General features: G+C 73.3%; 25 protein-coding genes. 16 read left to right on the top strand and 9 right to left on the bottom strand.

Features of this window, described 5'->3' with window-relative positions:
* Window positions 1-7: 7 nt before the first annotated feature.
* From VKK44_RS02430 to VKK44_RS02415, 4 genes are all read left to right on the top strand, one after another.
* Window positions 8-352 (top strand): hypothetical protein, encoded by a 345-nt coding sequence (locus VKK44_RS02430; RefSeq protein WP_343445217.1) that lies wholly within the window; start codon window positions 8-10, stop codon window positions 350-352.
* A gap of 2 nt (window positions 353-354) precedes the next feature.
* Window positions 355-1,425, top strand: coding sequence for a DNA-binding protein (locus tag VKK44_RS02425; RefSeq protein ID WP_343445216.1), 1,071 nt, complete (start codon window positions 355-357; stop codon window positions 1,423-1,425).
* Window positions 1,422-1,673 (top strand): hypothetical protein, encoded by a 252-nt coding sequence (locus VKK44_RS02420; RefSeq protein ID WP_343445215.1) that lies wholly within the window; start codon window positions 1,422-1,424, stop codon window positions 1,671-1,673. The genes VKK44_RS02425 and VKK44_RS02420 overlap by 4 nt, the downstream gene beginning before the upstream one ends.
* A gap of 219 nt (window positions 1,674-1,892) precedes the next feature.
* Window positions 1,893-3,641, top strand: a complete 1,749-nt coding sequence (locus tag VKK44_RS02415) for a phage tail protein (RefSeq protein ID WP_343445214.1) — start codon at window positions 1,893-1,895, stop codon at window positions 3,639-3,641.
* A gap of 49 nt (window positions 3,642-3,690) precedes the next feature.
* Here VKK44_RS02415 and VKK44_RS02410 read toward each other — a convergent pair whose 3' ends face one another.
* Complete coding sequence (locus VKK44_RS02410) at window positions 3,691-3,843, bottom strand: helix-turn-helix domain-containing protein (RefSeq protein ID WP_343445213.1); 153 nt, start codon at window positions 3,841-3,843, stop codon at window positions 3,691-3,693.
* 277 nt (window positions 3,844-4,120) lie between these two features.
* Here VKK44_RS02410 and VKK44_RS02405 point away from each other — a divergent pair, with 277 nt between their 5' ends.
* The 3 genes from VKK44_RS02405 (at window position 4,121) to VKK44_RS02395 (ending at window position 5,418) form a co-directional block, all read left to right on the top strand.
* The gene (locus VKK44_RS02405; RefSeq protein WP_343445212.1) at window positions 4,121-4,375 is read left to right on the top strand and encodes a hypothetical protein; all 255 of its coding nucleotides are present in this window, start codon (window positions 4,121-4,123) and stop codon (window positions 4,373-4,375) included.
* The gene (locus tag VKK44_RS02400) at window positions 4,372-4,632 is read left to right on the top strand and encodes a hypothetical protein (RefSeq protein WP_343445211.1); all 261 of its coding nucleotides are present in this window, start codon (window positions 4,372-4,374) and stop codon (window positions 4,630-4,632) included. The genes VKK44_RS02405 and VKK44_RS02400 overlap by 4 nt, the downstream gene beginning before the upstream one ends.
* A gap of 117 nt (window positions 4,633-4,749) precedes the next feature.
* A complete protein-coding gene (locus VKK44_RS02395; RefSeq protein ID WP_343445210.1) occupies window positions 4,750-5,418 on the top strand; it encodes a hypothetical protein in 669 nt (222 codons plus the stop codon).
* 35 nt (window positions 5,419-5,453) lie between these two features.
* Here the strand turns inward: VKK44_RS02395 and VKK44_RS02390 are convergent, their stop codons facing one another.
* The 4 genes from VKK44_RS02390 to VKK44_RS02375 form a co-directional block, all read right to left on the bottom strand.
* Window positions 5,454-6,053 carry a hypothetical protein gene (locus VKK44_RS02390; RefSeq protein WP_343445209.1) on the bottom strand — a complete coding sequence of 200 codons (600 nt, stop codon included), beginning with the start codon at window positions 6,051-6,053 and terminating at the stop codon, window positions 5,454-5,456.
* Between the two features lie 20 nt (window positions 6,054-6,073).
* Entirely contained in the window at window positions 6,074-7,177 is a 1,104-nt protein-coding gene (gene ychF / locus VKK44_RS02385) for a redox-regulated ATPase YchF (protein ID WP_343445208.1), read from the bottom strand.
* 20 nt (window positions 7,178-7,197) lie between these two features.
* Window positions 7,198-7,950: a Type 1 glutamine amidotransferase-like domain-containing protein gene (locus VKK44_RS02380; protein WP_343445207.1), complete on the bottom strand. Its 753-nt coding sequence runs from the start codon at window positions 7,948-7,950 to the stop codon at window positions 7,198-7,200.
* Window positions 7,951-8,029: 79 nt separating this feature from the next.
* The gene (locus VKK44_RS02375) at window positions 8,030-8,506 is read right to left on the bottom strand and encodes a hypothetical protein (protein WP_343445206.1); all 477 of its coding nucleotides are present in this window, start codon (window positions 8,504-8,506) and stop codon (window positions 8,030-8,032) included.
* 210 nt (window positions 8,507-8,716) lie between these two features.
* Between VKK44_RS02375 and VKK44_RS02370 the strand changes: the two genes are divergently transcribed.
* From VKK44_RS02370 to valS, 5 genes are read left to right on the top strand one after another with little or no spacing between them, the layout of a single operon-like run.
* Window positions 8,717-10,168 carry an AlkA N-terminal domain-containing protein gene (locus VKK44_RS02370; RefSeq protein ID WP_343445205.1) on the top strand — a complete coding sequence of 484 codons (1,452 nt, stop codon included), beginning with the start codon at window positions 8,717-8,719 and terminating at the stop codon, window positions 10,166-10,168.
* Window positions 10,165-10,677, top strand: coding sequence for a methylated-DNA--[protein]-cysteine S-methyltransferase (locus VKK44_RS02365; protein ID WP_343445204.1), 513 nt, complete (start codon window positions 10,165-10,167; stop codon window positions 10,675-10,677). The genes VKK44_RS02370 and VKK44_RS02365 overlap by 4 nt, the downstream gene beginning before the upstream one ends.
* A 36-nt stretch (window positions 10,678-10,713) precedes the next feature.
* Window positions 10,714-12,528, top strand: a complete 1,815-nt coding sequence (locus tag VKK44_RS02360) for an ABC transporter ATP-binding protein (protein ID WP_343445203.1) — start codon at window positions 10,714-10,716, stop codon at window positions 12,526-12,528.
* Window positions 12,525-14,378: an ABC transporter ATP-binding protein gene (locus VKK44_RS02355; protein WP_343445202.1), complete on the top strand. Its 1,854-nt coding sequence runs from the start codon at window positions 12,525-12,527 to the stop codon at window positions 14,376-14,378. The genes VKK44_RS02360 and VKK44_RS02355 overlap by 4 nt, the downstream gene beginning before the upstream one ends.
* Before the next feature lie 55 nt (window positions 14,379-14,433).
* Window positions 14,434-16,998, top strand: coding sequence for a valine--tRNA ligase (valS, locus tag VKK44_RS02350; protein ID WP_343445201.1), 2,565 nt, complete (start codon window positions 14,434-14,436; stop codon window positions 16,996-16,998).
* 54 nt (window positions 16,999-17,052) lie between these two features.
* Here valS and VKK44_RS02345 read toward each other — a convergent pair whose 3' ends face one another.
* From VKK44_RS02345 to VKK44_RS02330, 4 genes are read right to left on the bottom strand one after another with little or no spacing between them, the layout of a single operon-like run.
* A complete protein-coding gene (locus tag VKK44_RS02345) occupies window positions 17,053-17,763 on the bottom strand; it encodes an ABC transporter permease (protein WP_343445200.1) in 711 nt (236 codons plus the stop codon).
* Entirely contained in the window at window positions 17,763-18,722 is a 960-nt protein-coding gene (locus VKK44_RS02340) for an ABC transporter ATP-binding protein (RefSeq protein WP_343445199.1), read from the bottom strand. Before VKK44_RS02340 ends, VKK44_RS02345 begins: the two co-directional genes overlap by 1 nt.
* A complete protein-coding gene (locus VKK44_RS02335) occupies window positions 18,719-19,597 on the bottom strand; it encodes an ABC transporter permease (RefSeq protein ID WP_343445198.1) in 879 nt (292 codons plus the stop codon). Before VKK44_RS02335 ends, VKK44_RS02340 begins: the two co-directional genes overlap by 4 nt.
* Entirely contained in the window at window positions 19,590-20,504 is a 915-nt protein-coding gene (locus tag VKK44_RS02330; RefSeq protein ID WP_281937937.1) for an ABC transporter ATP-binding protein, read from the bottom strand. The genes VKK44_RS02335 and VKK44_RS02330 overlap by 8 nt, the downstream gene beginning before the upstream one ends.
* Before the next feature lie 143 nt (window positions 20,505-20,647).
* Between VKK44_RS02330 and VKK44_RS02325 the strand changes: the two genes are divergently transcribed.
* The 4 genes from VKK44_RS02325 to galT all read left to right on the top strand — a co-directional run bounded on the left by VKK44_RS02325 (window position 20,648) and on the right by galT (window position 24,875).
* Window positions 20,648-21,229: a DM13 domain-containing protein gene (locus VKK44_RS02325; RefSeq protein ID WP_343445197.1), complete on the top strand. Its 582-nt coding sequence runs from the start codon at window positions 20,648-20,650 to the stop codon at window positions 21,227-21,229.
* Window positions 21,230-21,342: 113 nt separating this feature from the next.
* Window positions 21,343-22,872 (top strand): adenylyl-sulfate kinase, encoded by a 1,530-nt coding sequence (gene cysC / locus VKK44_RS02320; RefSeq protein ID WP_343445196.1) that lies wholly within the window; start codon window positions 21,343-21,345, stop codon window positions 22,870-22,872.
* Window positions 22,873-23,016: 144 nt separating this feature from the next.
* Window positions 23,017-23,805, top strand: a complete 789-nt coding sequence (locus tag VKK44_RS02315; RefSeq protein WP_343445195.1) for a DeoR/GlpR family DNA-binding transcription regulator — start codon at window positions 23,017-23,019, stop codon at window positions 23,803-23,805.
* On the top strand, window positions 23,802-24,875 hold the full coding sequence (galT, locus tag VKK44_RS02310) for a galactose-1-phosphate uridylyltransferase (protein ID WP_343445194.1): 1,074 nt from the start codon (window positions 23,802-23,804) through the stop codon (window positions 24,873-24,875). The genes VKK44_RS02315 and galT overlap by 4 nt, the downstream gene beginning before the upstream one ends.
* Window positions 24,876-25,057: the final 182 nt, after the last annotated feature.

Below are 25,057 nucleotides of genomic sequence, written 5' to 3'. Positions count from 1 at the left end.
ACCCGCCATGACCACCCGCCCGAACCAGCTCCAGGCCGCGATCAGCGGCGCGCTCGATGCCGCGCTGTCCCGGCGCTCCCAGCCTGCCGAGGCCCAGCGCTACCCGAGGGCCTGGGCCAAGTACGTCAACGAGATCTGTCCGCGCCTCGGCCTGGCCCCGAGTGCGGATCGCTTCCGGCTGGCTGTCGCTCGCCACGAACTCGGCCGCTCCCTGGCCGCCAGCGCCCAGGGGCTCGCGCTCGCCCGGCGCGAGCACAGCGCCGCGCTCCTGGCCGCCCTGGACCGGCGCACCGAGGCCGCCCTGGAGCGCAAGCGGCGGCTGGTCCCGCAAGGCCCGATCCGGCTGCTCTGACCGTGACCGAGTTCGTGGGCTACGAGGCCGCCGCCGATTACCTGGGCATCGGCCGGGACGCCCTCCGCAAATCGGCACGGCTGGGCACCGGCCCCGCGCCCGAGCTGGATCGGGTGCTGGTGGACGAGGCGTTCCAGGTGGTGTTCACCAAGGACGAGCTGGACCGCTGGCTGGACGACAACCCCAAGATCAAGCACCGACTGACCACGGAGGACCGGGACATGTTCGCTCGCAAGACCAAGACCCCTAGGCCCGCCCAGGCCAAGACTCCCGACCCCCGCGCCGCGCTGGTCCACGCGCTGGCAGATGCCGGGGAGGTCATCGCGTCGGCGTGCGGCACGTGCGGGGCCACGGTCGCCAAGGACGACCCCGAGGCCGAGCAGACCTACCGCCAGGTGGGCACGTGGCCCTACTCCCGCCAGGTGCGCTCCTGGCGCTTCCACCGGGTGTGCTCCCTGTCCACCGGCGGTGCCGAGCTCCTGGCGCTGGCGCTGGACCCCGACGCACGCCCGGTCCGGGTCACCCGGGCTCACTACGACGTGTCCCAGCAGATCGGCGCGCCGCTGGCGTACCGGGAGCTGGAGAAAGCCTCGTCCACCGACGCGGGCCGGGGCCGCTCCCCGTTCCAGCACATCCCCCGTGCGGAGCTGGCCGAGCTCCGCGCCGCCGTGGAAGAGCGCCACCGGGAGCTGACCGTCCCGGTCCCCCACTCCTCCGGCTGGCCGTGCGCCGGGTGCGGCCGGTCTCACGAGCTGGCGGACGCCTGGGGCACCTACCAGGGCCGCCCGGTGTGCGCCGGGTGCTCCCAGCTCATCCAGCGCGCCAAGATCCCGGGTAACCGGCGGGTGGAGGAGTACGCCCTGGAGGCGGCCCGGGACCTGATCCCCGCGCGCCGCCAGGTGAACCCGTTCCCGCTGGCCCGCGAGATGGCCTCGTACCGGCCGCTCGGTCCCGAGGAGCGGCGCGAGCCCTGGGCGTACGTGACCGACCTCCCCGAGGTCCCGCTGACCACGGAGGAGCGGCTGGCCGCTCGCCTGGCCGAGCTGGAGAAGCTGGCGGGGGTGGCGGCATGAGCACGGCCGCGTTCATCCCGGACGGCATCCAGCAAGACATCAGCCGGACGCCGCGCCAGATGCCGCCCCAGGTCGATGGGGAGCACCTGTTCACGATCGAGCAGCACTCCAGGGTCACCAACCTGAACCCGGAGGACGGCACGTTCCTCCTGGACGCGGAGAACCTGATCGCCGTCATCGGCCCCCAGTGCTACTGGTGCCTTGCCACCACTGACGACGGGTCACCCTGTCCGGGACTTCCCGGCTGAAACACCCTCTGTCCACCTCCCCCATGACCGGGGGACATTGGATTTAGCCGGGCGAGCGCCCCCAGCGCGACGACCCCGGCACCTCGCGCAGACGCGAGGCACGCACGGCGGCCGGGCACCTCGCCCGGTCCGCCGCTGGCCTAACGCCAGCATCCCGGCTCGGCGGTATGGGAGAGCCCGCCCGGGTGCGGAACACGACTCCAGCCAAGGAGCGGTTCCGTGTCGGATGTCGGCTCTGCCCGCGTAGAGGTCACCGGCGACGTTCGCAACTTCGCGCGCCAGACCGAGCGCGACCTGGACCGCGCCCTGAGCCGGATCAAGACCCCGACCGTCGACATCAAGGCGGATGTGGACGTGGACCGGGAACGCCTCGGCTCCTCGTTCGCCGGAGCGGGGACCGAGGCCGCCCAGGCGATGACCGAGAGCATCGGGAAGGGCCTGGGCGGGCTCTCCTCCGCGCTGGGGAGCAACCCGTACGTGGCCGCCGCCGGTGCCGCCATCGCGGCCACCATCGCGGCCGTGGCCGCCCCCGCGATCGGCGCGCTCCTGTCCGGCGCGCTCATCGGTGGCGCTGGTCTCGGCGTGATCGGGCTCGGGGCGTGGTTGCTCCGGGAGGAGCCCGCTCTCAAGGCCGCCGCCAGCTCGTTGACCGGCACCCTGAAGTCGACCTTCACCGACGCGGCCAAGCCGATGCTCGGCCCCCTGGTGGAGGCGCTGGGCAGGTTCGAGGAGCTGGTGAAGCGGATCAGCCCCCAGGTTTCCGCGATGTTCAAGGGGCTGGCGGACTCGGGCGCGATCCAGGCGCTGGCCGAGGGGCTGGCCGGGCTGGTGGAGAACGCCCTCCCCGGGTTCCAGGAGCTGATCACGGCGGCCGGGCCGTTCCTGAAGGAGATGGCCGCCGCGCTGCCGATCCTCGGGACCGGGCTGTCCGTGTTCTTCTCCGCCATCGCGGACGGGGGGCCGGGGGCGGCCCTGTTCTTCAAGGACTTCCTGACCTTCATCAGCGCCATGATCGCGGGCCTGGGCGTGATGCTGGGCTGGCTAAGCTCGGTCTACCCGACCGTGCGTCAGTTCTTCATCGACGCGGCGGCCTGGATTCAGGGCGCGATCGGGTGGCTGGCCCAGTTCGGCGCGTCGGTGGGGGCGGCCCTCGCTCCCCTGGTCCCGATCTTCACCGGCGTGTGGCAGACCATCAGCGCGGTGGTCAGCACCGCGTGGAAGCTGATCGTGAACGCGGTGACCACCGCCATCAACGTGGTGAAGGGCGTCATCGCCGCTGTCTCGGCCGCCATCCGGGGCGACTGGCAAGGGACCTGGAACGGGATCAAGTCGGTGGTCTCGGCCGTGCTGAACGGCATCCGGACGGCGGTCTCCACCACCCTGAACGGCATCAAGGGCGTGATCTCCGGCGCGCTGAGCACCATCCGGGCCGCCTGGACGGCTGGGTGGAACGCGATGGTGTCGGTGGTCACCGGTGCGGCGTCCCGGGTGCGCTCGGCCGTCACCGGCCTACGGCAAACCGTCATCGGCGCGTTCGCCGCCGCCGGTAGCTGGCTGGCCGATGCGGGCCGCCGGATCATCGACGGTCTGATCTCCGGCATCCGGTCCGGGTTCGATCGGGTGCGCTCCACCCTGAGCTCCCTCACCTCGATGTTGCCCGACTGGAAGGGTCCGGCGGAGGTGGACGACAAGATCCTGTACGACGCGGGCCAGCGGGTGATGAAGGGCTTCCGGCTCGGCATCGAGGACCAGCGGCGCTCGATCCAGGACACGCTCCGGGGCCTGACCGGGGACCTCCCCTCCTGGACGGCCGGACGGCCGCGCGGTGGGGATGGGGCCAGCGCGGGCGGGTCGTTCAGCATCGGGGAGCTTCACGTCCACGTCTCGGGCGCGACCGGGCGCGAGGCCGGGGAGGAAGCGGCCGAGGCGGTCCTGGAGCGGCTGGGCGCTGCCACGCTCGCCCGGTGACGCGGGGACCGGGTCTTGCGGCTCCGGGGCCGGGCTTGACAGTTAAGCGTCAGGATTCCCGGGTGCCCTCGGGCTCCACACCGTTGGCCCGCAAGATCCGCCGGACCTGTTCGCGGCCGTAGCCGCTGACCCGGGCGATCTCCCCCACCCGCTGGCCGTCCCGGTACGCCGTGACGATCGCGGCGGCCAGACGCTCACGCACCCTCGGCACATCGGCACGGGCTGAGGCGACTTCCGCGAGGCCATCCTGTACCCGCTGGAGCGCGGCCCGGTACGCATCTGCCGCTGCCTCAAGGTCGCCCGCCACGTGGCCACTCTGGCACGCGCACCGCCTCCCACCTGCTGGCATATCGAGGTGGCCGCCTTGATGGTTCCCAGGTGGCCACCTGTGGCTTACGGTGGTGGAAACCTTGCAGTCGGCCCCCGGCTCGCGTGGTAGCGCTCACCGGGGGCCTTGATCGGACACGGGAGGTCCGACCGTGAACAGTTTCCCCGACCCAGCTCCCCCGGACGAACCCACACCCGCCCGCCTGATGGCGCTCTACCCGCCCGGCAAGAGCCCGGTCATCGACCGGGCGGAGAACGCGCTCCGGGCGTTCGAGGCCACCGACCGGCCCAGCGCCGAACGTCTGCTGTCCCAGTGGCACCACAGCCCCGAGTTGTCCCGCCGGGAGCGGGCGGCCGTGCTGGCCCGGTTCGACCCCACCAGTTCGAGCGGGAGGGGGTGGACGTGATCCAGCTACCGGCGGTGCGCGTGGTCGTCACCGACGCTCCCCCGGGGCGGCCGGTCATCGCGTGGCTGGACACCGGGAGCGGCCCCGGGCTGGAGTTGGTGGTCCCACCGGAGCAACGCTGGCGGATCACGCGGCGGGGTGACGATGACGTGCTGTTGCTCATGCCGAAGCCGGAGGACGTGGAGGCGTTGCGCATCTTCTCGAACGCTCATCAGCTCTGGAACGCCTACGACCCCGAGGAGCAAGACCCCCTCTGACCGCCGGGGGCTGACCCGAACAGCTCCCGGCACGCGGAACCCCCGGCGACACGCCGGGGGTTCCGTGGTGCACGTGGGCTCTGTCGAGCCCTGGTGAGCGTCTGCCACTGTGGGGCAGTGCGGAATGTCCTCATCGGCGGCCTGATCACCTTGATCGGGACCATCCTCGTCCAGATCCTGATCATCCCCTCTGTTCAGCGCCGTACCCGCAAGCGGGAACGGTGGGAGCGGGACATCACCGAACTCCAGAATCTGATGGAGGCTGATTTCCCGAAGCATTTCCGCACCCTACGACGGGCCATCGTGCCGTTTTTGGCGTTTCATGCGTTTCCGCAGGGTCACCGCGCTGAAGCACTGGAACAGTTGGCCTACAAGACCGCCGTCGCTGACGCGGTAGCGGCACACGACGAACTGCGCGACACCGCTATGAGGGCGCTGTGGCTCGCCCGCCGTGCCGCCGTTTACAAACCCGGTCATAACCCCTATTGGTCTCGACTGCTCACCGATATCGCGAAGCTGAGCGTCAGCGTGGGCGCTTTGGAGCCAGGGAAGTTCACCGAGAACGCGGACACTGCCGCGACAGAGTTCGAGCACCTGCTGGACGAGGCGCACAGGGAACAGGGCCTGATCTACGGCACCCTCGCGTATGCGGCGGACCCCCTGGAGCCACCCAGGACGCGCCCTCTGGTGAGACAGCGCCGCTGGCTCAACGAGCACCGGCGTCGGATCGCGGGGCGACTGAGCCGCCGGAAGTTGGTCCCGCCTGACCAGCCGAGCAATGGGTGACGACGTCCGGCTGACGCTGCCTGCAACGAACGCGATCAGCGGGGGAGCGCGCGTCGCGCTGCTCTACGACGTCGGATCTGCCACCATCTGATCGGTTGGGGATCTTCGATGGTGATCCACAACAGGGGCAACGCGGCGTTCCGGATGTCGATCGTCGCTCGGCGGAGACGGCCCAGGTACTTGAGCGACTCCTCCACAGCGCCGAAATCCGATTTGCGCTTCTTGTCAGTCACAGGACCCATCATCTGATCCGACACGTTGAGCCACAGATCGTGGAAGACGTGCACGGCCTGTTGGAGGTGCGAGTCACCGACGAGTCCGAGGAGGTGCTTCAGCTCTTTGGTCACCGAGTACCGGAGTTCACCGGCTCGCTTGGTCATCTCGCTGTTGCTCAGCTCGATCATGTCCTGATCGGTGGCCTTCCACATCACCACGATGACGATGTCCATGTGGGAAGCCCACTCATCGGCGTTGATCAGAAACTCAACGATGTGGGTGCGCAGCTCTGCGCGGCGCTTGTCGGCGCGCTCCATAGCCGCCGTCCGGCGTTGATGCTGCTGTGTTAGCGCCACGCCACCGAGCGAACCGACCAGAGCGCCAACCGCCGTGATGATCTGCGGAACGTAGTCAGCCACGAGGTCGCCTCTGAAGCCGCTCAGCCCTTGCTCTTAGACGTTAGTCCGCTACGGAACTCGACCACATCGCCGTCCTGCATGACGTACTCCTTGCCCTCGATCCGGACCTTGCCGGCGGCCTTCGCCGCCGCCATCGATCCGGCCGCGACCAGGTCGGCGTAGGAGACCACCTCGGCCTTGATGAAGCCGCGCTGGAAATCGCTGTGGATCACCCCGGCGGCCTCCGGCGCGGTCGCCCCGATCGGGACGGTCCAGGCCCGCGCCTCCTTGGGGCCGGCCGTGAGGTACGTCTGGAGCCCCAGCGTCCGGAAGCCCACCCGGACCAACTGGTCCAGACCCGGCTCGGACTGCCCGATCGACTCCAGCAGCTCGCGGGCCTCGTCCTCGGGCAGGTCCACCAGCTCGGACTCGATCTTGGCGTCCATGAAGACCGCCTCGGCGGGCGCGACCAGGGCGCGCAGCTCGTCGAGGAACGCCGCGTTGCCCAGCTCGGCCTCGTCGACGTTGAAGACGTAGATGAACGGCTTGGTGGTGAGCAGGTGCAGCTCGCGCAGGTGCTCCAGCTCGACCTTCGCGGCGGCGGCGCCCGCGTACAGCGTGGTGCCGTTGTCGAGCACCTCGACGGCCTTCTTCGCGGCCTCGACGGCGGCGGCCCGGTCCTTGCGGAGCTTGGCCTCCTTCTCCAGCCGCGGCAGCGCCTTCTCCAGCGTCTGGATGTCGGCCAGGATCAGCTCGGTGTTGATCGTCTCGATGTCGTCGGCGGGCGAGACCTTGCCGTCGACGTGCACCACGTTCGGGTCGGAGAACGCGCGCACCACCTGGCAGATCGCCGAGGCGTCACGGATGTTGGCCAGGAACGCGTTGCCCCGGCCCTGCCCCTTCGACGCGCCCCGGACCAGGCCGGCGATGTCGACGAACGAGACCGGCGCGGGCAGCACCTTCTGCGAGGAGAAGATCTCGGCCAGCTTGCCCAGGCGCTCGTCGGGGAGCCCGACCACGCCGACGTTCGGCTCGATGGTGGCGAACGGATAGTTCGCGGCGAGCACGTCGTTCTTGGTCAGCGCGTTGAACAGGGTGCTCTTGCCCACGTTGGGCAGGCCGACGATGCCGATGGTGAGACTCACGACGAGCCAGCTTACGCGGTCTACCTGCCGTCCGGCCGGGCGGGCAGCAGCCGGGGCTCGATCCGGGTCTCCCGCACGGTGCCGTCGTCGGCGCGCACCAGCTCGTACGCGGCCACGTCGGGCCGGTCGGCCACCGCCTCGACCAGCCGGGTCCCCCGGTAGATCAGCCCGACGCCGTCGTCGGTGCAGTGGCTGGTCGGCAGCGTGCCGTCGGCGACCAGCCGGTGCATCAGCGGCCGGCGCTGCTCCTCGCTGTCGTAGTGCACGCCGTTGCCGTACGGGAGCCAGCCCAGCCCGTCGGTGAACGGGCGCAGCTCCGGGCCGTAGCTGTCGGTGGCGCCGCCGAGGTGCCAGCAGATCGAGCCGGCGGAGACGCCGCCGAGCACCACGCCGGCCTGCCAGCACTCGTGCAGGATCTCCGGCAGGCCGTGCACCCGCCACACCGCGCAGAGGTTGGCCACGCTGCCGCCGCCGACCCAGATGATGTCCTGGGCGAGCAGGTGGGCGCGGATGTCGTCGACGTTGGGCATCGGGTAGAGCGCCAGGTGGGACGCGCGGAACCGGGTGCCGGCGAACGCGCCGTAGAACACGGTGAGGCCGGTCGGCTGGTCGCCGACGGCCTGGCCGAGATAGCAGACCCGGGGCGCGTCACCGGCGTCCGCCAGCTCGGCCATGAGGTCGAAGAGCTGGCTGGGCCGGGCGTCCCAGGGGCCGCGCCGCCGGCTGAGGTATCCCATGCTGGTGGCGACGATGGTCGGTTCGGTGGCGGGCATGCGGGTCCTTCCGGCGGGCGACGGTGGAGATCATTGTGCCCCCGTCCGACGCTTCGGCCCCGGCCGGTGGCCGACCCGTTCAGCCGGCCCGCAGCCGGCGCCAGGCGTCCGGCCGGGCGTCGGCGGCCACGCCCTCGGGCAACGCGCCGGGCGGCAGCTCCGTCGCGGCGGCGAGCGGCAGGGTGAACCGGTGGCCGGCGGCGGGGCCGGCCGCGTGCGAGCGGTCGAGCAGCCAGCGCACCTCGTCGGCGGTCCAGCCGAGGCCGGGCCGGGCGGCGATCGCCCGGACCAGGCGCAGGCCGACCCGGGTGTCGTCGTCGTAGAAGCGCATGCACCAGTGGTGCGCCCACATGCCGAGCGCGCGCAGGCCGGCCGCGTCGAGCGAGTCGACCAGCCGGCCGCAGGCGGTCTCGGCGAAGGGCCGTTCCGGGTCGTCGTCGCGATCCCGCTCGATCGCGCCGTAGGCCGCCGGCGCCACCGCCCGCATCCGGTCGTAGAAGCCCTGCACCACCGCGGTGTCGAGTGGTGCTCGCCCCCGCCCGGCCACGCTCGCCATGCCCCGCACCCTTTTCTTGAGTTGGTGGCGGGACGGTACCGACCACTTACGACACTTTCCCCGCCCCGCCAGCAAGATCCACACCACGTCGCCGAAGTGGCGGTATCCGAGGGCCGGGGACACCGCCACTTCGCCGAGCTGGCGCGACTGCCGCACGTCAGGTCCGAATCCCGCCAGCCGAGCGGCCGGTCCGGGAGGCAGGATCGGGGCATGGAGCTGGACTTCGAGCGGTGCTACCGGGCCGTCGACAGCCGCGACCCGCGGTTCGACGGCTGGTTCTACACCGGCGTCACCTCGACCGGGATCTACTGCCGGCCGTCCTGTCCGGCGATGACGCCGAAGCGGCAGAATGTCCGGTTCTTCCCGTCCGCCGCCGCCGCGCAGGGCGCCGGGCTGCGGGCCTGCCGCCGGTGCCGGCCCGACGCCGCGCCCGGCTCCCCGCAGTGGGACGTCCGGGCCGATCTGGTCGGCCGCGCGATGCGGCTGATCGCCGACGGCGTGGTCGACCGGGACGGCGTCCCCGGGCTGGCCACCCGGCTGGGCTACACCGAGCGGCACCTGCACCGCATGCTCCAGGCCGAGCTGGGCGCCGGCCCGCTGGCGCTGGCCCGGGCGCAGCGCGCGCAGACCGCCCGGATCCTGGTCGAGACCACCGGGCTGGGCCTGGCCGAGGTGGCCTTCGCCGCCGGGTTCGGCAGCGTGCGGCAGTTCAACGACACCGTCCGCGAGGTGTTCGGCGTCACCCCGTCCGAGCTGCGGGGCGGCCGGAGCAGTGGGCCGACGGCCGGCGGGGCGGGCACCATCACGCTGCGACTGGCCTACCGGCCGCCGCTGCACGCGGACGCGTTGCTGGACTTCCTCGCCCTGCGCGCTCTGCCCGGCATCGAGGAGGTCCGCGACCGGACGTACCATCGCGGGCTGCGCCTGCCGCACGGCCCCGGCACGGCGGCGCTGACCCCGGCCGGCGGGCACGTGGCCGCCACGCTGCGGCTGGCCGACATGCGCGACGTGGCACCCGCGGTGGCCCGCTGCCGTCGTCTGCTCGACCTCGACGCGGACCCGGTCGCGGTGGACGCCGTCCTCGCCGACGACCCGGCGCTGGCCCCGGCGGTCGCCGCGGAGCCCGGCGTCCGGCTCCCGCACGCGGTGGACGGCTTCGAGACGGCGGTCCGCGCCGTCACCACCCAGCAGGTCTCGCTCCGCTCGGCCCGGACCACACTCACCCACCTGATCACCGCCGCCCGGTCCGGCGACGACGGGGCCGGCGACGGGCCACCGGGTGGCCTGCGGGCATTTCCGAGCGCGGCGGAGGTGCTCGCCGCACCGGATGCGGCGTTCCGGATGCCCGGGGCCCGGCGGGAGACGATCCGGGCGTTGGCCCGCGCCGTCGTCGACGGGGAGCTGGACCTGGAAGCGGGCGGCGACCGGGAGGAGGCCGGCCGGCAGTTGGTCGCGCTACCCGGCGTCGGGCCGTGGACCGCCGGTTACCTGGCCATGCGCGCGCTCGGCGACCCCGATGTCGTCCTCGCCACCGACCTGGGCGTCCGTCGCGGCGCAGCCGCGCTCGGCCTGCCCGACGACCCGAAGACCCTGCACGCGTACGCGGACCGCTGGCGCCCCTGGCGGTCGTACGCGACGATCCGACTCTGGAGAGCAGCATGAGCACTGTGGACAGCACCGTCATCGACACTCCCGCCGGGCCGCTGAGCGTGCTCGCCGGTCCCGGCGGGGCGGTGCGTGCGGCCGGCTTCACCGCCGACCCGGCGGCCCTGATGCCGTTGACGCACCCGAGCCTGCGCGGCGACCTGCGGGAGCGGGCCGACCTCGGGCCGGTGACCGCGGCCGTCCGGGCCTACCTCGACGGCGACCTGACCGCGATCGACGCGGTCGAGGTGGAGCAGCACACCGACGGCGTGTTCCTGGCACACGCCTGGCGGGTGCTGCGCGACGTGAAGCCGGGTGATCCGGTGACCTACACCGGGTTCGCCGCGCTGGCCGGCCGGCCGGCCGCGGTCCGCGCCGCCGCGGCGGCCTGCGCCCGCAACGCCGCCGCGCTCTTCGTGCCCTGCCACCGGGTGTTGCGCACCGACGGCGCGCTCGGTGGCTACCGCTGGGGGCTGGACGTGAAGAAGTGGCTTCTCGGGCATGAGGGACGGGTGACGGCTAGCTGACCCCGCACCGGCGCACCCGGCCGCTACCGTCGGTTGGTGCCCGCGCCCAGCGACGGCAATCCCGCGGCGCGTACCGACGCCCGGTCCCAGCCGCTGCACAATCTCTGGCGGCTGCGGTCCTACCTGCGCCCGTACGCGACGGAGTTCGCCTGGCTGCTGGTCGCCGCGCTGGCCGCGACCGCGGCGAGCCTGGCCGTCCCACTCGTGGTGCAGCGGGTGGTGGACGGGCCGGTGGCCCGGCACGACGGGGCCGGGCTGCTCCGGCTCGGCGCGCTCGCGCTGCTGCTCGGGCTCGCCGAAGCGGTGCTGATCTTCATCCGGCGGTGGACCCAGTCGTCCTCCTCGGTGGGCATGGAGGCGGCCATCCGGGCCGACATCTACGCGCACCTGCAACGGCTCCCGGCCGGCTTCCACGACCGCTGGCAGTCCGGCCAACTGCTCTCCCGGATCACCAGCGACCTCTCGGTGATCCGCCGGTTCCTCTCCTTCGGCCTGCTCTTCCTGGTGCTCAACCTGGTCACCTACGCCGCCGTGGTGGTGCTGCTGATCCGGCTGCACCCCTGGCTGGGTCTGCTGGTCGCGGCCAGCGCCGTGCCGCTGTTCCTGATCAGCCGCCGGTTCGCCCGGCACTACCACGCGGCCTCCCGCCGCATGCAGGACCAGCAGGGCGACGTGGCCACGCTGGTCGAGGAGACCGCGCAGGGGCTCCGCACCATGCGGGCGTACGGGCGCGGCCCGGAGCTGGCCGCCCGGTTCGCCGCCGGCACCCGCCGGCTGCACGACACCGGGATCGGCAAGGCCCGCCTGCTGGCCCGCACCTCCGCGCTGTTCGACCTGGTGCCCAACCTGACGCTCGGCGCGGTCCTGGTGGCCGGCGCCGCCGCCGTGGCCGGGGGTGCGCTCACCATCGGGCAACTGGTCGCGTTCGTCAGCCTCCAGCTCATGCTGATCTGGCCGGTGCAGTCACTCGGCTGGATCATCGCGAACGGGCAGGAGGCCGCCACCGCCGCCGACCGGATCCAGGAGGTGCTCGACACGCCGCCGACCATCGTGGACGCCCCGCACGCCCGGTCGCTGGGCCGGGGCGAGATCCACGGCCGGCTCCGCTTCGAGCGGGTGAGCTTCCGCTACCCCGGGGCGACCGCCCCGGTGCTGCACGAACTGGACCTGACCGTCGAGCCGGGCGAGACGCTCGCCCTGGTCGGCGCCACCGGGTGCGGCAAGAGCACGTTGCTCTCGCTGGTCCCCCGGTTGCACGAGGTGACCGACGGCCGGATCACCCTCGACGGGCACGACGTGCGGGACCTGCGACTCGGCTCGCTGCGCCGGCTGGTCGGGGTGGCCTTCGAGGAGCCGACGCTGTTCTCCATGTCGGTGCGGGAGAACCTCACCCTGGGCCGGCCCGAGGCCGGCGAGGAGGAGCTCCGGGCCGCGCTGTCGCTGGCGCAGGCGGAGTTCGCGTACGAGCTGCCGTGGGGGTTGACCACCCGGATCGGTGAGCAGGGGCTGTCGCTCTCCGGCGGGCAGCGGCAGCGGCTGGCGCTGGCCCGGGCGGTGCTCGGCCGGCCCGCCCTGCTGGTCCTCGACGACCCGCTCTCCGCGCTGGACGTGCACACCGAGGCGCTGGTCGAGGCCGCGCTGCGCCGGGTGCTGCGGGACACCACGGCGCTGCTGGTGGTGCACCGGCCCTCGACCGTGGCGCTGGCCGACCGGGTGGCGCTGCTGGAGGCCGGCCGGGTGGTGGCCGTCGGCACCCACTCCGAGATGCTGGCCGGGGTGCCGGCGTACCGGGCGGTGCTCTCCGCCGCGCCGGAACCCCGGCCGGGCGGCGTCGGCCTGGTGCGTTCGTGACCGGGCCGGACGCCGACCTGTCCCGGTGGCGGGGCCGGTCCACCGACCCGGACGCCGACCGCAGCCGCGCCGAGGGTCCGTCACCGGCGGCGACGGCCCGGCTCCGCGCCCGCAGCCGGCTCCTGCTGCGGCAACTGCTCCGCCCGCACCGGGCGCCGCTCGGGCTGGCCGTGTCGCTGCTGCTGGCCCAGAACGCGGCGGCGATGACCGGCCCGTACCTGGTCATGCTCGGTATCGACCGGGGCATCGGGCCGCTGCGGGCCGGTGACGCCGGCCCGCTGGTCGCGGTCGCCGCCGCGTTCGTCGTGGCGACCGCCGTCGAGTACGCGGCCCGGCGCGCGTTCCTCGCCCTCGCCGCCCGGATCGGTCAGGCCGTCCTGCTCGACCTCCGCCACCGGGTGTACGGGCACTTCCTCCGCCTCGACGTCGGCTTCCACGAGCGCTACACGTCCGGCCGGATGGTGTCCCGGCTGACCAGCGACCTGGAATCGATCGGCGAGCTGGTCGACGGCGGGATCGACCGGCTGGTCATGGCCGTGCTGTCGGTGCTGTCGGTGGCGGGCATCCTGCTCTGGCTGGACCTGCCGCTGGCCGGGGTCACGCTGTTCGCGTTCCCGTTCCTGTTCGGGCTGTCCCGCTGGTTCGCCCGGGCCTCCGCCGGGGCGTACCGGCGCACCCGGGAAGCGGTGGCGCTGGTCATCGTGCACTTCGTCGAGTCGCTGCGCGGCATCCGGGCCGTGCAGGCGTTCCGCCGCGAGCCCCGCAACCAGCGCATCTTCGCCGCGGTCAACGACGACTACCGGCGGGCCAGCCTGCGCGCGTTCCGGCTGATCGCGATCTACTCGCCGGGCATCCGGCTGATCGGCAACCTGACCGCCGCCACGGTGCTCGCGTACGGCGGCTGGCGGGTGCTCGGCGGCGACACCGAGGTCGGGGTGCTCGCCGCGTTCCTGCTCTACCTGCGGCGGTTCTTCGAGCCGATGGAGGAGCTGAGCCAGTTCTACAACTCGCTCCAGTCGGCGACCGCCGCGTTGGAGAAGCTGGCCGGGGTGCTGGACGAGCGCCCGGCGGTGGCCGAGCCGGCGCGGCCGGTGCCGCTGCCCGCCGGGCCGCCGCGCGGCGCCGTGCTCTTCCGCTCGGTCTCCTTCGGCTACCGGCCGGCGACGCCGATCCTGTCCGGTCTGGAGTTGGCCGTCCCGGCCGGGCAGACCGTGGCGTTGATCGGGCCGACCGGTGCCGGGAAGTCCACGGTGGCGAAGCTGCTGGCCCGCTTCCACGACCCGGACGCCGGCTCGGTCCACCTGGACGGGGTGGACCTGCGTGACCTGGCCGACGCCGAGCTGCGCCGGGCGGTGGTGCTGGTCACCCAGGAGACCCACCTGTTCAGCGGTTCCGTCGCGGAGAACATCAGGTTCGGCCGCCCGGACGCCGACGACGCCGACGTGGTGGCCGCCGCCCGGGCCATCGGCGCGCACGGGTTCATCGCCGCGCTGCCCGACGGGTACGCCACCGACGTGCACCGGCGCGGCGGCCGGCTCTCCGCCGGGCAGCGGCAACTGGTCGCGTTCGCCCGCGCGTTCCTGGCCGACCCCCGGGTGCTGATCCTCGACGAGGCCACCTCGTCGCTGGACGTGCCGACCGAGCGGCTGGTGCAGCGCGCGTTGCGCAGCGTGCTGCGCGACCGCACCGCGCTGGTGATCGCCCACCGGCTCTCCACCGTGGAGATCGCCGACCGGGTGCTGGTGCTCGACGCCGGCGGCATCGTCGAGGACGGCCCCCCGGCCGAGCTGGCCGTCGCCGGTGGCCGTTACGCCGCCCTGCACCGCCAGTGGCGCGACTCGCTGATCTAGCCACGGTGCCGGGAAAGGCGTGGAGCGTGCCGTCGGGGGTGCCTACCATCGGCGGATGAGTGACACGACGAGGACGGGGCGTGCCGGGGTCCCCGAGCGGCCGAGCCTGGACGGGCTCGAGGAGACCTGGGCCGACCGCTGGCAGTCCGACGGCACGTACGCGTTCGACCGCGCGAAGGAGCGCGCGGACGTGTACTCCATCGACACCCCGCCGCCGACCGTGTCGGGCGAGCTGCACATGGGGCACGTCTTCTCGTACACGCACACCGACGTCGTGGCCCGGTTCCATCGGATGCGCGGTCGGGCCGTGTTCTACCCGATGGGCTGGGACGACAACGGGCTGCCCACCGAGCGCCGGGTGCAGAACGTCTACGGCGTGCGCCCCGACCCGACGCTGCCGTACGACAGGGACTGGCGACCGCCGGCCACGCCGGTGAGCGCTGACGCCCGGAAGAACCCGACGGCGATCTCCCGACGCAACTTCATCGAGTTGTGCGAGACGCTGACCGTGACGGACGAGCAGGCGTTCGAGGCGCTGTGGCGGCGGCTCGGCCTGTCCGTGGACTGGTCGTTGACGTACACCACGATCGGGACGGCGGCCCGGGCGGCCAGCCAGCGGGCGTTCCTGCGCAACCTGGCCCGCGGTGAGGCGTACCAGGCCGAGGCGCCGACGCTCTGGGACGTCGGATTCGGCACCGCGGTGGCGCAGGCGGAGCTGGAGGACCGGGTCCGGCCCGGCGCGTACCACCGGCTGCGGTTCGCCGGGCCGGACGGGCGCGAGGTGCTGATCGACACCACCCGCCCGGAGCTGCTGCCGGGCTGCGTGGCGCTGGTCTGCCACCCCGACGACGAGCGGTACGCCGACCTGGTGGACACGGCTGTGCGTACCCCCGTCTTCGGGGTGGAGGTGCCGGTGCGCGCGCACGCGCTGGCGGACCCGGCCAAGGGCACCGGCATCGCGATGGTCTGCACGTTCGGTGACCTGACGGACGTGACCTGGTGGCGGGACCTGCGGTTGGACACCCGGGTGGTGATCGGCCGGGACGGTCGGCTGCTGCCGGAGCCGCCGGCGGACGTGCCGGCGGGGCCCTACGCGGCGCTGGCCGGGCAGAGCGTCAACGGCGCGCGGCGCACGGTGGTGGAGCTGCTGGCCGACGCCGGCGACCTGGTCGGCGAGCCGCGCCCGATCACCCACCCGGTGAAGTTCTACGAGCGCGGCGATCGGCCGTTGGAGATCGTCTCGACCCGGCAGTGGTACCTGCGCAACGGCGGCCGGGACGCCGGCCTGCGCGACGAGCTGCTGGCCCGGGGGCGTGAGCTGCGCTGGGTGCCGGAGCACATGCGGCACCGCTACGAGCACTGGGTGGGCGGCCTCACCGGTGACTGGCTGGTCAGCCGGCAGCGGTTCTTCGGCGTGCCGGTGCCGGTGTGGTACCGGCTCGACGACGCTGGCGAGCCGGACTGGACCCACCCTCTCACACCGGACGAGGCGGCGTTGCCGATCGATCCGACCAGCGAGCCGCCGCCCGGTTTCGCCGAGTCGCAGCGCGGTCGGCCCGGTGGCTTCACCGGTGATCCGGACGTGCTGGACACCTGGGCCACCTCGTCGCTGACCCCGCAGCTCGTCGGCGGGTGGGAGACCGACCCGGACCTGTTCGGCCGGGTCTTCCCGATGGATCTGCGCCCGCAGGGGCACGACATCATCCGCACCTGGCTGTTCGCCACCGTGGCCCGCTCGCACCTGGAACACGGCGTGCTGCCCTGGCGGACGACGGTGCTCTCCGGCTGGATCCTCGACCCGGACCGGAAGAAGATGTCCAAGTCCAAGGGGAACGTGGTCACGCCGATGGGGCTGCTCGCCGAGCACGGCTCCGACGCGGTCCGCTACTGGGCCGCCAACGGCAAGCCGGGCATGGACCTCGCCTTCGACCCGGCCCAGGTCAAGGTGGGCCGCCGGCTGGCCACCAAGCTGCTCAACGCGTCCCGCTTCGCGCTCGGGCTGGGCGCCGCCGACGCGCTGCGGGCCCCGGCGACGGCACCGTTGGACACCGCGATGCTCGCCGAGCTGTCCGGCGTGGTCGGGGTGGCGACGTCGGCCCTCGACGGGTACGACCACACCGCCGCCCTGATGGCCGCCGAGGCGTTCTTCTGGCGGTTCTGCGACGACTACATCGAGCTGGTGAAGCAACGCGCCTACGGCGACGGGCCGGCGGCCGACTCGGCCCGGGCGGCGCTTGCCACCGCGCTGTCGGTGCAGTTGCGACTCTTCGCGCCGGTGCTGCCGTTCGTCACCGAGGAGGTCTGGTCCTGGTGGCGGTACGGCTCGGTGCACCGCGCGACGTGGCCGACCACGTACGAGGTGGACCGCGCGCTGGCCGCGCCCGGCGACCCGGAGCTGCTGCGGCTGGCCGCCGACGCGCTGGGGCAGGTCCGCCGGGCCAAGTCGGAGCGGAAACTGTCGATGAAGGCGGACGTGCCGCTGGCCGAGGCGCTCGGGCCGGCGGCCCTGCTCGACCAGCTCAGCACCGTCGCCGACGACGTGCGCGCGGCGGGACGGATCGCCAAGCTCGACCTGCTGCCCGACCGCACCCCCGAGCTGGTCATCGCCTGCGCGTTCTGACGCCGGCGGGCGCCCCGCCCGATCGACTGACGTCGAGCGGGGCGCCGCGCCGGGTCAGCTCGTTTCGCCGGCGACGCTGAACGAGCGGAGCCGGTCGACCGCCAGCACGGTGAAGCCGACCGTCACCAGGGCGGTCAGCACGACCGCCACCGGCACCGAGACGGTGGTGCCGAGCAGCGCGGTCGGCGCGATCCGGTCGGCCAGCGCGATCACCCACTGCTGGATCGAGAGCACCTTGGTGCCGTCGACGAACCGGCCGAGCAGCCCCTCCCAGATCAGCACGTAGACCAGGCCGAGCAGCACCGGTCGCCGACTCACCAGGCTGAGCGCCAGGAACAGCGCCGAGTAGGCCAACGCGCCCGCCACCGACGCGACGACCAGGGCCAGGCCGAGGCGTACCGAGTCGGCCAGCACGCCGGCGACGTAGAGCGGGACGGCGACCGTGACCGCGCTGACGCCGGCCGCCACCGCGAGCTTCGGCAGCACGATCTGCCAGCGGGGCAGCGGCTTGGTGAGGATGTGCACCACCGTGCCGTCGTCGATCTCGGCGCCGAGCACGCCGGTGCCGACGATCAGCGCGACCACCGGCAGCACCACGGCCAGGCCGAGGCCGACCAGCACCGGAGGCCCCCACTGGCCCGGGTCCACGCCGAGCGCCCGGCAGAGCACCGCCAGGCCGATCAGGACCAGCGGCAACGGCAGCAGCATGAGGAACCGGCTCCGGCCGAACAGGCCGCGGGCGGTGATCCAGGTAACTGTCGACATCAGGCCTCCACCAGATACGAGAAGACGCTCTCCAGCGACTCGTCCTCCGGCAGGAGCTGCCGGACCCGGATGCCGTGGCGGAGGGCGATGCGGGGCAGCGCCCGGGTGAACGCGCCGTAGTCGCCGGCCTTGACGGTGAGGCCGGTGCGGCCCAGCTCGACGCCGGAGACCGAGGACTCGGCGATCAGCGCCACCGCCAGCGCCCGGTCGTCGGTGGAGCGCACCGCGAAGACGTGCGGCCGGTTGGTCATCAACCGGCGGATGGTGCGGTAGTCGCCGGAGGCGGCCAGCCGGCCGGCCACCATCACCTGGACCGTGCCGGAGACCTGCTCGACCTCCTCCAGGATGTGCGAGCTGAACAGGATGGTCCGGCCGGCGTCGCCGAGCCGGTGCAGCAGCGCCATCATGTGCAGCCGCTGTCGCGGGTCCATCCCGTTGAACGGCTCGTCGAGCAGCAGCACCTGCGGGTCGTGCACCAGCGCGGCGGCCACCCGGGTGCGCTGCCGCATGCCCTTGGAGTAGGTGCCGATCTTCCGGCTCTGCGCGCTCTCCAACTCGACCAGCTCGATCGCCCGCCGGGCCGCCGCCTCCGGTTCGGGCAGCCGGTGCAGCTTCGCGCTGGCCAGCACGAACTCGTACGCGCTGAGGAACGTGTGCACCGCCTCCCGCTCGCTGACCAGGCCGAGCCGCCGGTAGACGCCCGGGTTGCGCCAGGTCGGCTCCCCGTCCAGCGTCACCGCGCCCCGGGACGGGGCGAGGAAGCCGGCCATCATGTGCAGCAGCGTGGTCTTCCCGGCGCCGTTCGGGCCGAGCAGGCCGGTCACCCCCGGGCCGAGCCGCATGGTGACGTCGTTGACCGCCACCACGTTGCCGTACCAGCGGGAGACGCCGGCCAGGTCGAGGGTGCTGGTCGTGGCGGCGGGCACGCCGGCCGCCGGGTGCGTGTGCAGCGCCGTCATCGGGCGGCCACCTTCCGGTATCGCAGGAGCAGCAGGCTGACGCAGGCGGCGACCAGCAGCACCGCGACGACCGCGTAGACCGGCCCGAAGTCGCCGATCGGCATGCCGCCGCGTCCCTGGGTCAGCCGGTCGCCCAGCGCCCAGTTGCCCACGCCGCCGACGAGCGTCGACGGGGAGGCGAGGAAGGCCAACTGGTTGACCGTCGGGGAGGGCATGATGGACAGCACGCCGACCACCGGCGCGGTCATCAGGAAGACCGCCACGATGCCGCCGGCGGCGAACGCGCGCTTGCCGGTGAGCGAGGCGACCAGCAGGCCGATGGAGGCGAACACCACCGCCCACAGCCCGGCGTAGAGCAGGCCGGGCAGCAGGTCGAGCAGCTCGTCCCACACCCCGCGCATGCCCCGCGAGGTGGTGAACGCGGCGCCGAGGAACATCACCAGTTGCGGGCCGCCGAGCAGCAGCCAGAGCGCGGTACCCAGGGACAGCAGCTTGGCCAGCGCGTAGTCGCCGCGCGGCAGCGGCCGGGAGAAGTAGAGCGGGAGCACGCCGCTGCGCAGGTCGCGGGAGACCAGCTCGGGCGCGGCCACCGCGACGAAGAAGATGACCAGCCAGCTCATCGCGTCGGCGAACTGGGCGTACGTCATCACCACCTCGCCGATCTGGCTGCGTACCGCGGTCAGCCCGGCGGCCACCACGGTGACCACGGCGACCACCAGCCACGGGAAGATCTTCGCCTTGGCGCTGCGGCCCAACCCGAAGACGGTACGCAGACCGTGGCCGTAGAGCGCGCCGAAGACGTGCCGGCGGCCCAGCCGTGGGCCGGTGTAGCGCTGGTATCCGATGTCGTGGATGACGCCGGTCGCGTCAGACATGGCTGGGCTCCCTCGGGGCGAAGAGCTCGGCCACCCGGTGCCGCCGCTGGTCCAGCCGGTGCAGCGGCAGGTCCAGCTCGGCGACCGCGCCGAGGATCAGGTCGTAGGTGTGGTCGTCGGCGAGCGGGACGAGCAGCAGCCGCCCGTCCCGGGTCACCGGCAGGTCGAGCGCGGCGAGCCGGGCGGCCAACTCCTCCGTGCCCTCGCTCACCTCGACGGCGAGCACGTCGGTGGCGGTGGTCATGGCGGCGACCCGGTCGGCGCGCAGCAGCCGGCCGCCGTCGATGGCGACCAGCGTGTCGCAGATCCGCTCCACCTCGCCGAGCAGGTGGGAGCAGACCACCACCGAGATGCCGAACTCGGTGCCGATCCGGTGGATGAGCGCCAGCATGGCGTCCCGGCCGGCCGGGTCGAGGCCGTTGGTGGGCTCGTCGAGCAGCAGCAGGTCGGGGTCGTGCACCAGGGCCTGGGCGAGCTTGACCCGCTGCTTCATGCCGGTGGAGTAGCCGCCGACGGCCCGGTGCCGCTCCTCGTGCAGGCCGACGTGGCGCAGCGCCTCGGAGGCGCGTTCCCGGGCGACCGTGCGCGGCAGCCCGCTCATCCGGCCCAGGTGGGTGACCAGCTCGGCGGCGGAGAGGTCCGGCGGGAGGGCGTCGTGCTCGGGCATGTAACCGACCCGGGCGCGGACCTGCGCCGGATCGGTGGTGGGGTCGAGGCCGAGCACCTGCACCCGGCCGCTGGTCGGCGGGAGCAGACCCAGCAGGATCTTGATCAGGGTGGACTTGCCGGCGCCGTTGGCGCCGACCAGCCCGATGATCCCCGGCTCGACCGACACGGTGAGGTCGGCCAACGCGGTGACCCGGCCTCCGTACGTCTTGGTCAGCGACTCGGTCGCGAGCAGTGTCACGCTGCCAGCCTAGGAAGCGCGGGCCCGCCTTTGCACCGGGAAACGCTCGGGGTTGTCCCTGATTCGGCCCGGACACCGCCGGTAAGGCTTCCGTAAGCGGCCGGACCGGTGACCGTCGTGCCCGGCCCCGGGAGACTCGACACATGCCGATGCGTCTGCTGCGTGCCCCGCTGACCTGGGTCGTCGTCGCCGTCCTCGTGGTCGGGGCGGCGACCGCGCTGTACTGGTTCCAGCCCTGGAAGCTGGTCACCGACACGGAGGTGCACGAGGAACTGGTGGCGGTGCCGTCCACGGCGCCCTCCGCGACGCCGTCCACGGGGTCGGCCGCGCCGCCGCGCCCGGCCACGCCGTCGCCGACGCCCGCGGGGCCGGTGCTGCTCGGCGGCGGCGAGTTCGTCAGCCACGAGCACGACACCCGGGGCGCCGCCCGGATCGTCCGCACCGTCGACGGGCGGCACCGGCTGGAACTGGTCGGGCTGGACACCTCGAACGGTCCGGATCTTCAGGTCTGGCTGACCGACCAGCCGGTTCGGACCGGGCCGTCCGGGTGGCGTGTCTTCGACGACGGCCGGCACGTGGCGCTCGGTCCGCTCAAGGGAAACCGGGGCGACCAGGCGTACGAGATCCCCGCCGGAACCGATCTGACCGGGCTGACCAGCGTCTCCATCTGGTGCGAGCGGTTCGCCGTCTCGTTCGGCGCGGCGGCGCTGACCACCGCCGGCTGAACCCGCCCGGCGACACCCGGCCGACCTCCGGGTGGCCGGGAGGTGGAGTGGCGCTCTCGACCGATCGCCGGTGGGCTGCGAAACTGTGTGCCGGCCGGCGAGTTGGGGGTTCGATGAGCAACGGGTGGATCCTGCCCGAGGATGTGCTGCGGGATGCGCCGTCGTACGCGCCAAGACCCGCTGAGCTGGCCGATCTCGAGTTGTTGCTGACCGGGGCGTACGCGCCGCTGAGCGGTTTCATGACCCGGGCGGACCTGGCCTCGCTGGGCCGGCGGGGCCGGCTCGCCGACGGCACGTCGTGGCCGGTGCCGGTGACGCTCCAGGTGCCGGCGGCGCTCGCCGACGGGCTGGAGCTGGCCGACCCGGCGCGTCGGGCGCTGGTGCTCACCGACGGCGAGGGCGCCCCGGTGGCGGCCATGGACGTGGTCGACGTCTGGCCGGCCCGCGAGGGCACGGTCGGCGTGGGCGGCGCGGTACGCCGGCTCGGTGACGGCGGCCACGGTCCGTTCCAGCGGTTGCGACGCGGCCCGGACGAGGTGCGCGGGCTGCTGCCGCCGGGCCGGGTGCTCGGCGTCTTCGCCGACCGTGCGTTGCACCGCCCGCAGTTGGCCCAGATCGCGCACGCGGCCCGGACGCTCGGCGCGCACCTGCTGGTGCTGATCCCGGTGGGCGAGGAGTCCAGCGGTGGCCTGCCGGCCGAGGCGCTGGTGCGCAGCGTGTTCGCGGCCCGCGACCGGATGCCGCCGGCGACGCTGGTGGCGGTGCCGCTGGCGCGGCGCAGCGACGAGATCAGCGACGCGTTGCTGCGGGCGCGGGTCGCCGCCGCGTACGGCGTGACCCATCTGCTCTCCACCGAGGGCATGCTCTCCGGCGCCGGCCTGCGGGTGCTGGTGCCGCGCGAGCTGGCGTACGACAACCGGGACGGGCAGTGGCGCTGGCGGGAGGACATCCCGCCGCGCAACCGCCGGCTGGCGCTCAGCCAGGACGAGATCGACGACCTGCTGGACCGGGGCTTCCCGCTGCCCGAGTGGCACACCCCGCCCGCGGTGGCGCGGGAGCTGACCCGGGCCCGTCCGCCCCGGCGGCACCGCGGTCTGGTGATCTTCCTGACCGGTCTCTCCGGCTCGGGCAAGTCGACGATCGCCCGGAGTCTCGCCGACGTGCTGCGGGAGCAGGGCGACCGGACCATCACGCTGCTCGACGGCGACGTGGTGCGGCGGGAGCTCTCGGCCGGGCTGGGCTTCAGCAAGGCCGACCGCGACCTGAACGTGCGCCGGATCGGCTGGGTGGCCGCCGAGATCGCCCGGCACCGGGGGGTCGGCATCTGCTGCCCGATCGCGCCGTACGCGGCGGCCCGGGCGACCGCCCGGGAGATGGCGCAGGCGGCCGGCGCGGGCTTCCTGCTGGTGCACGTGGCGACCCCGCTGGCGGTCTGCGAGCAGCGCGACCGCAAGGGCCTCTACGCCCGGGCCCGGGCCGGCCTGCTCACCGGCATGACCGGCATCGACGACCCGTACGAGGAGCCCACCGACGCCGACCTGGTGGTGGACACCTCGGACCTGACCGTCGAGGAGGCGGTCCAGCGGGTGATGGAGCATCTCACCGAAACCGGCTGGGTGGAGCCCCGCCTCCAGCCGGCCTGACCGGCAGGGATTCGTCGACCGCCGCCGACCCGTCCCGGGGCGGCGGCGGTGTCGCGTCCGCCCACGTCGACCGGTAGTGTTCGTCTTTGTTGGAACACGTTCGACCGCGTTCGCGGTGGGACAAGGGTCGGGAGGTGACCGGCGATGCTCGCGCGACAGCGGCAGACCGCCATCCTGGAGCGGGTCCGTGCCGCCGGCGGGGTCCGGGTCACCGAGCTGGCCGCCGAGTTCGGGGTGTCGGACATGACCATCCGGCGGGACCTGGAGACGCTGCACGACCAGGGCCTGCTCGCCAAGGTGCACGGCGGGGCGACGCTGGCCGGCCCCGGCTCGACCGACGAGCCCGGCTTCCGGGCCAAGTCGGTCCGCCAGGCCGCGGAGAAGGCCGCCATCGCCGACCACGCGGCGCGGCTGGTCCGCCCCGGCGCCGCGATCGCGCTCTCCGCCGGCACCACCACCGCCGCGCTGGCCCGCCGGCTGGTGGACGTGCCCGGCCTGACGGTGGTCACGAACTCGCTGCCGGTGGCCGAGATCCTGCACATCGGCGGCCGGCCGGACCAGACCGTGGTGCTCACCGGCGGGGTCCGCACCCCGTCGGACGCGTTGGTCGGCCCGCTGGCCGTGGCCGCGATCGCCACGCTCCACCTGGACCTGCTCTTCCTCGGCGTGCACGGGATCAGCGAGCGGGCCGGGTTCACCACGCCCAACCTGATGGAGGCGGACACGAACCGCGCGCTGGTGCTGGCCGCCGACGGGCTGGTGGTGCTCGCGGACCACACCAAGTGGGGCACGGTCGGCATCTCGTCGATCGTCGGCCTGGACGCGGCGGACGTGCTGGTCACCGACGACCGGTTGGCACCCGACGCGCGACGGGTACTCGAGGACCGGGTGGGTGAGCTGGTGGCCGCGCCCGCGACGGAGGGAGCGGAGTGAAGCGTACGCAGATCGAGCTGGCCGACGGCCGTGAGCTGATCTACTTCGACGAGCGGGACGACGCGGTGCGGGACCAACCGGACCGGCGGGACCTGCCCCCGCCGCCGCCCGCCTCACAACTGCGGTACGACCCGCTGACCGACGAGTGGGTGGCGGTGGCGGTGCACCGGCAGACCCGCACGTTCCTGCCCCCGGCCGACCAGTGCCCGCTGTGCCCGTCGCGCGGCGACCGGCACAGCGAGATCCCGGCGCCGGACTACGACGTGGTGGTCTTCGAGAACCGCTTCCCGTCGCTGAGCCAGCGGGTCGCCGAGGAGCCGGCCGAGATCACGCCGTTCACCCCGGTCCGCCCGGGGCTCGGCCGGTGCGAGGTGGTCTGTTTCACCGACGACCACAACGCCTCGTTCGCCCGCCTCTCCCCCGGTCGGGTGCGGACCGTGCTGGACGCGCTCGCCGACCGCACCACCGCGCTGAGCGCGCTGCCCGGCGTGGAGCAGGTCTTCCCGTTCGAGAACCGGGGCGTGGAGATCGGGGTGACGCTGCACCACCCGCACGGGCAGATCTACGCGTACCCGTTCGTCACGCCGCGGACCCGGAGCCTGCTGGCCGCCGCCCGGCGGCACGCGGAGCGCACCGGCGGCAACCTCTACGCCGACGTGCTGGCCGCCGAACGGGCCGCCGGCGACCGGGTGGTGACGAGCAACGAGCACTGGACCGCGTACGTGCCGGCGGCGGCCCGTTGGCCGTTCGAGGTGCACGTGGCCCCGCACCGGCCGGTGCCGGACATCCCGGCGCTCGACGACGCCGAACGGGACGCCTTCGGTCCGCTCTACCTGGACCTGCTGCGCCGCTTCGACGGGCTGTTCGACATGCCGATGCCGTACATCGCGGCGTGGCACCAGGCGCCGGTGCACGTCGACCGGGAGCTGGGCCACCTGCACCTCCAGCTCTTCACCGTCCGCCGGGCGAAGGACAAGCTGAAGTACCTCGCCGGTTCGGAGTCCGGCATGGGCGTGTTCATCAACGACATCGCCCCCGAGCGGGCCGCCGAACTCCTGCGCGCCGAGTGAAAGGCGGGGCCCTTCTCGACGCCTCCGGTAGAGGTCGGCGCCCCGGTCGGCACCCCTCCGGGCGCCCGCGCCCCGGAACAGGGCGCGGGGGCCCGGTGACCGGGCCCCCGCTGGGAAGGGACGGGTGGACGGGACTGGCATCGCGTCCACCCGGTGCAACGAGTCCGGCCGGTCCGGGTGAC

The organism is Micromonospora sp. DSM 45708 (assembly GCF_039566955.1).
In the GTDB taxonomy this organism is placed as follows: Bacteria; Actinomycetota; Actinomycetes; order Mycobacteriales; family Micromonosporaceae; genus Micromonospora.
This window is presented reverse-complemented; position numbering and strand designations above follow the sequence as displayed.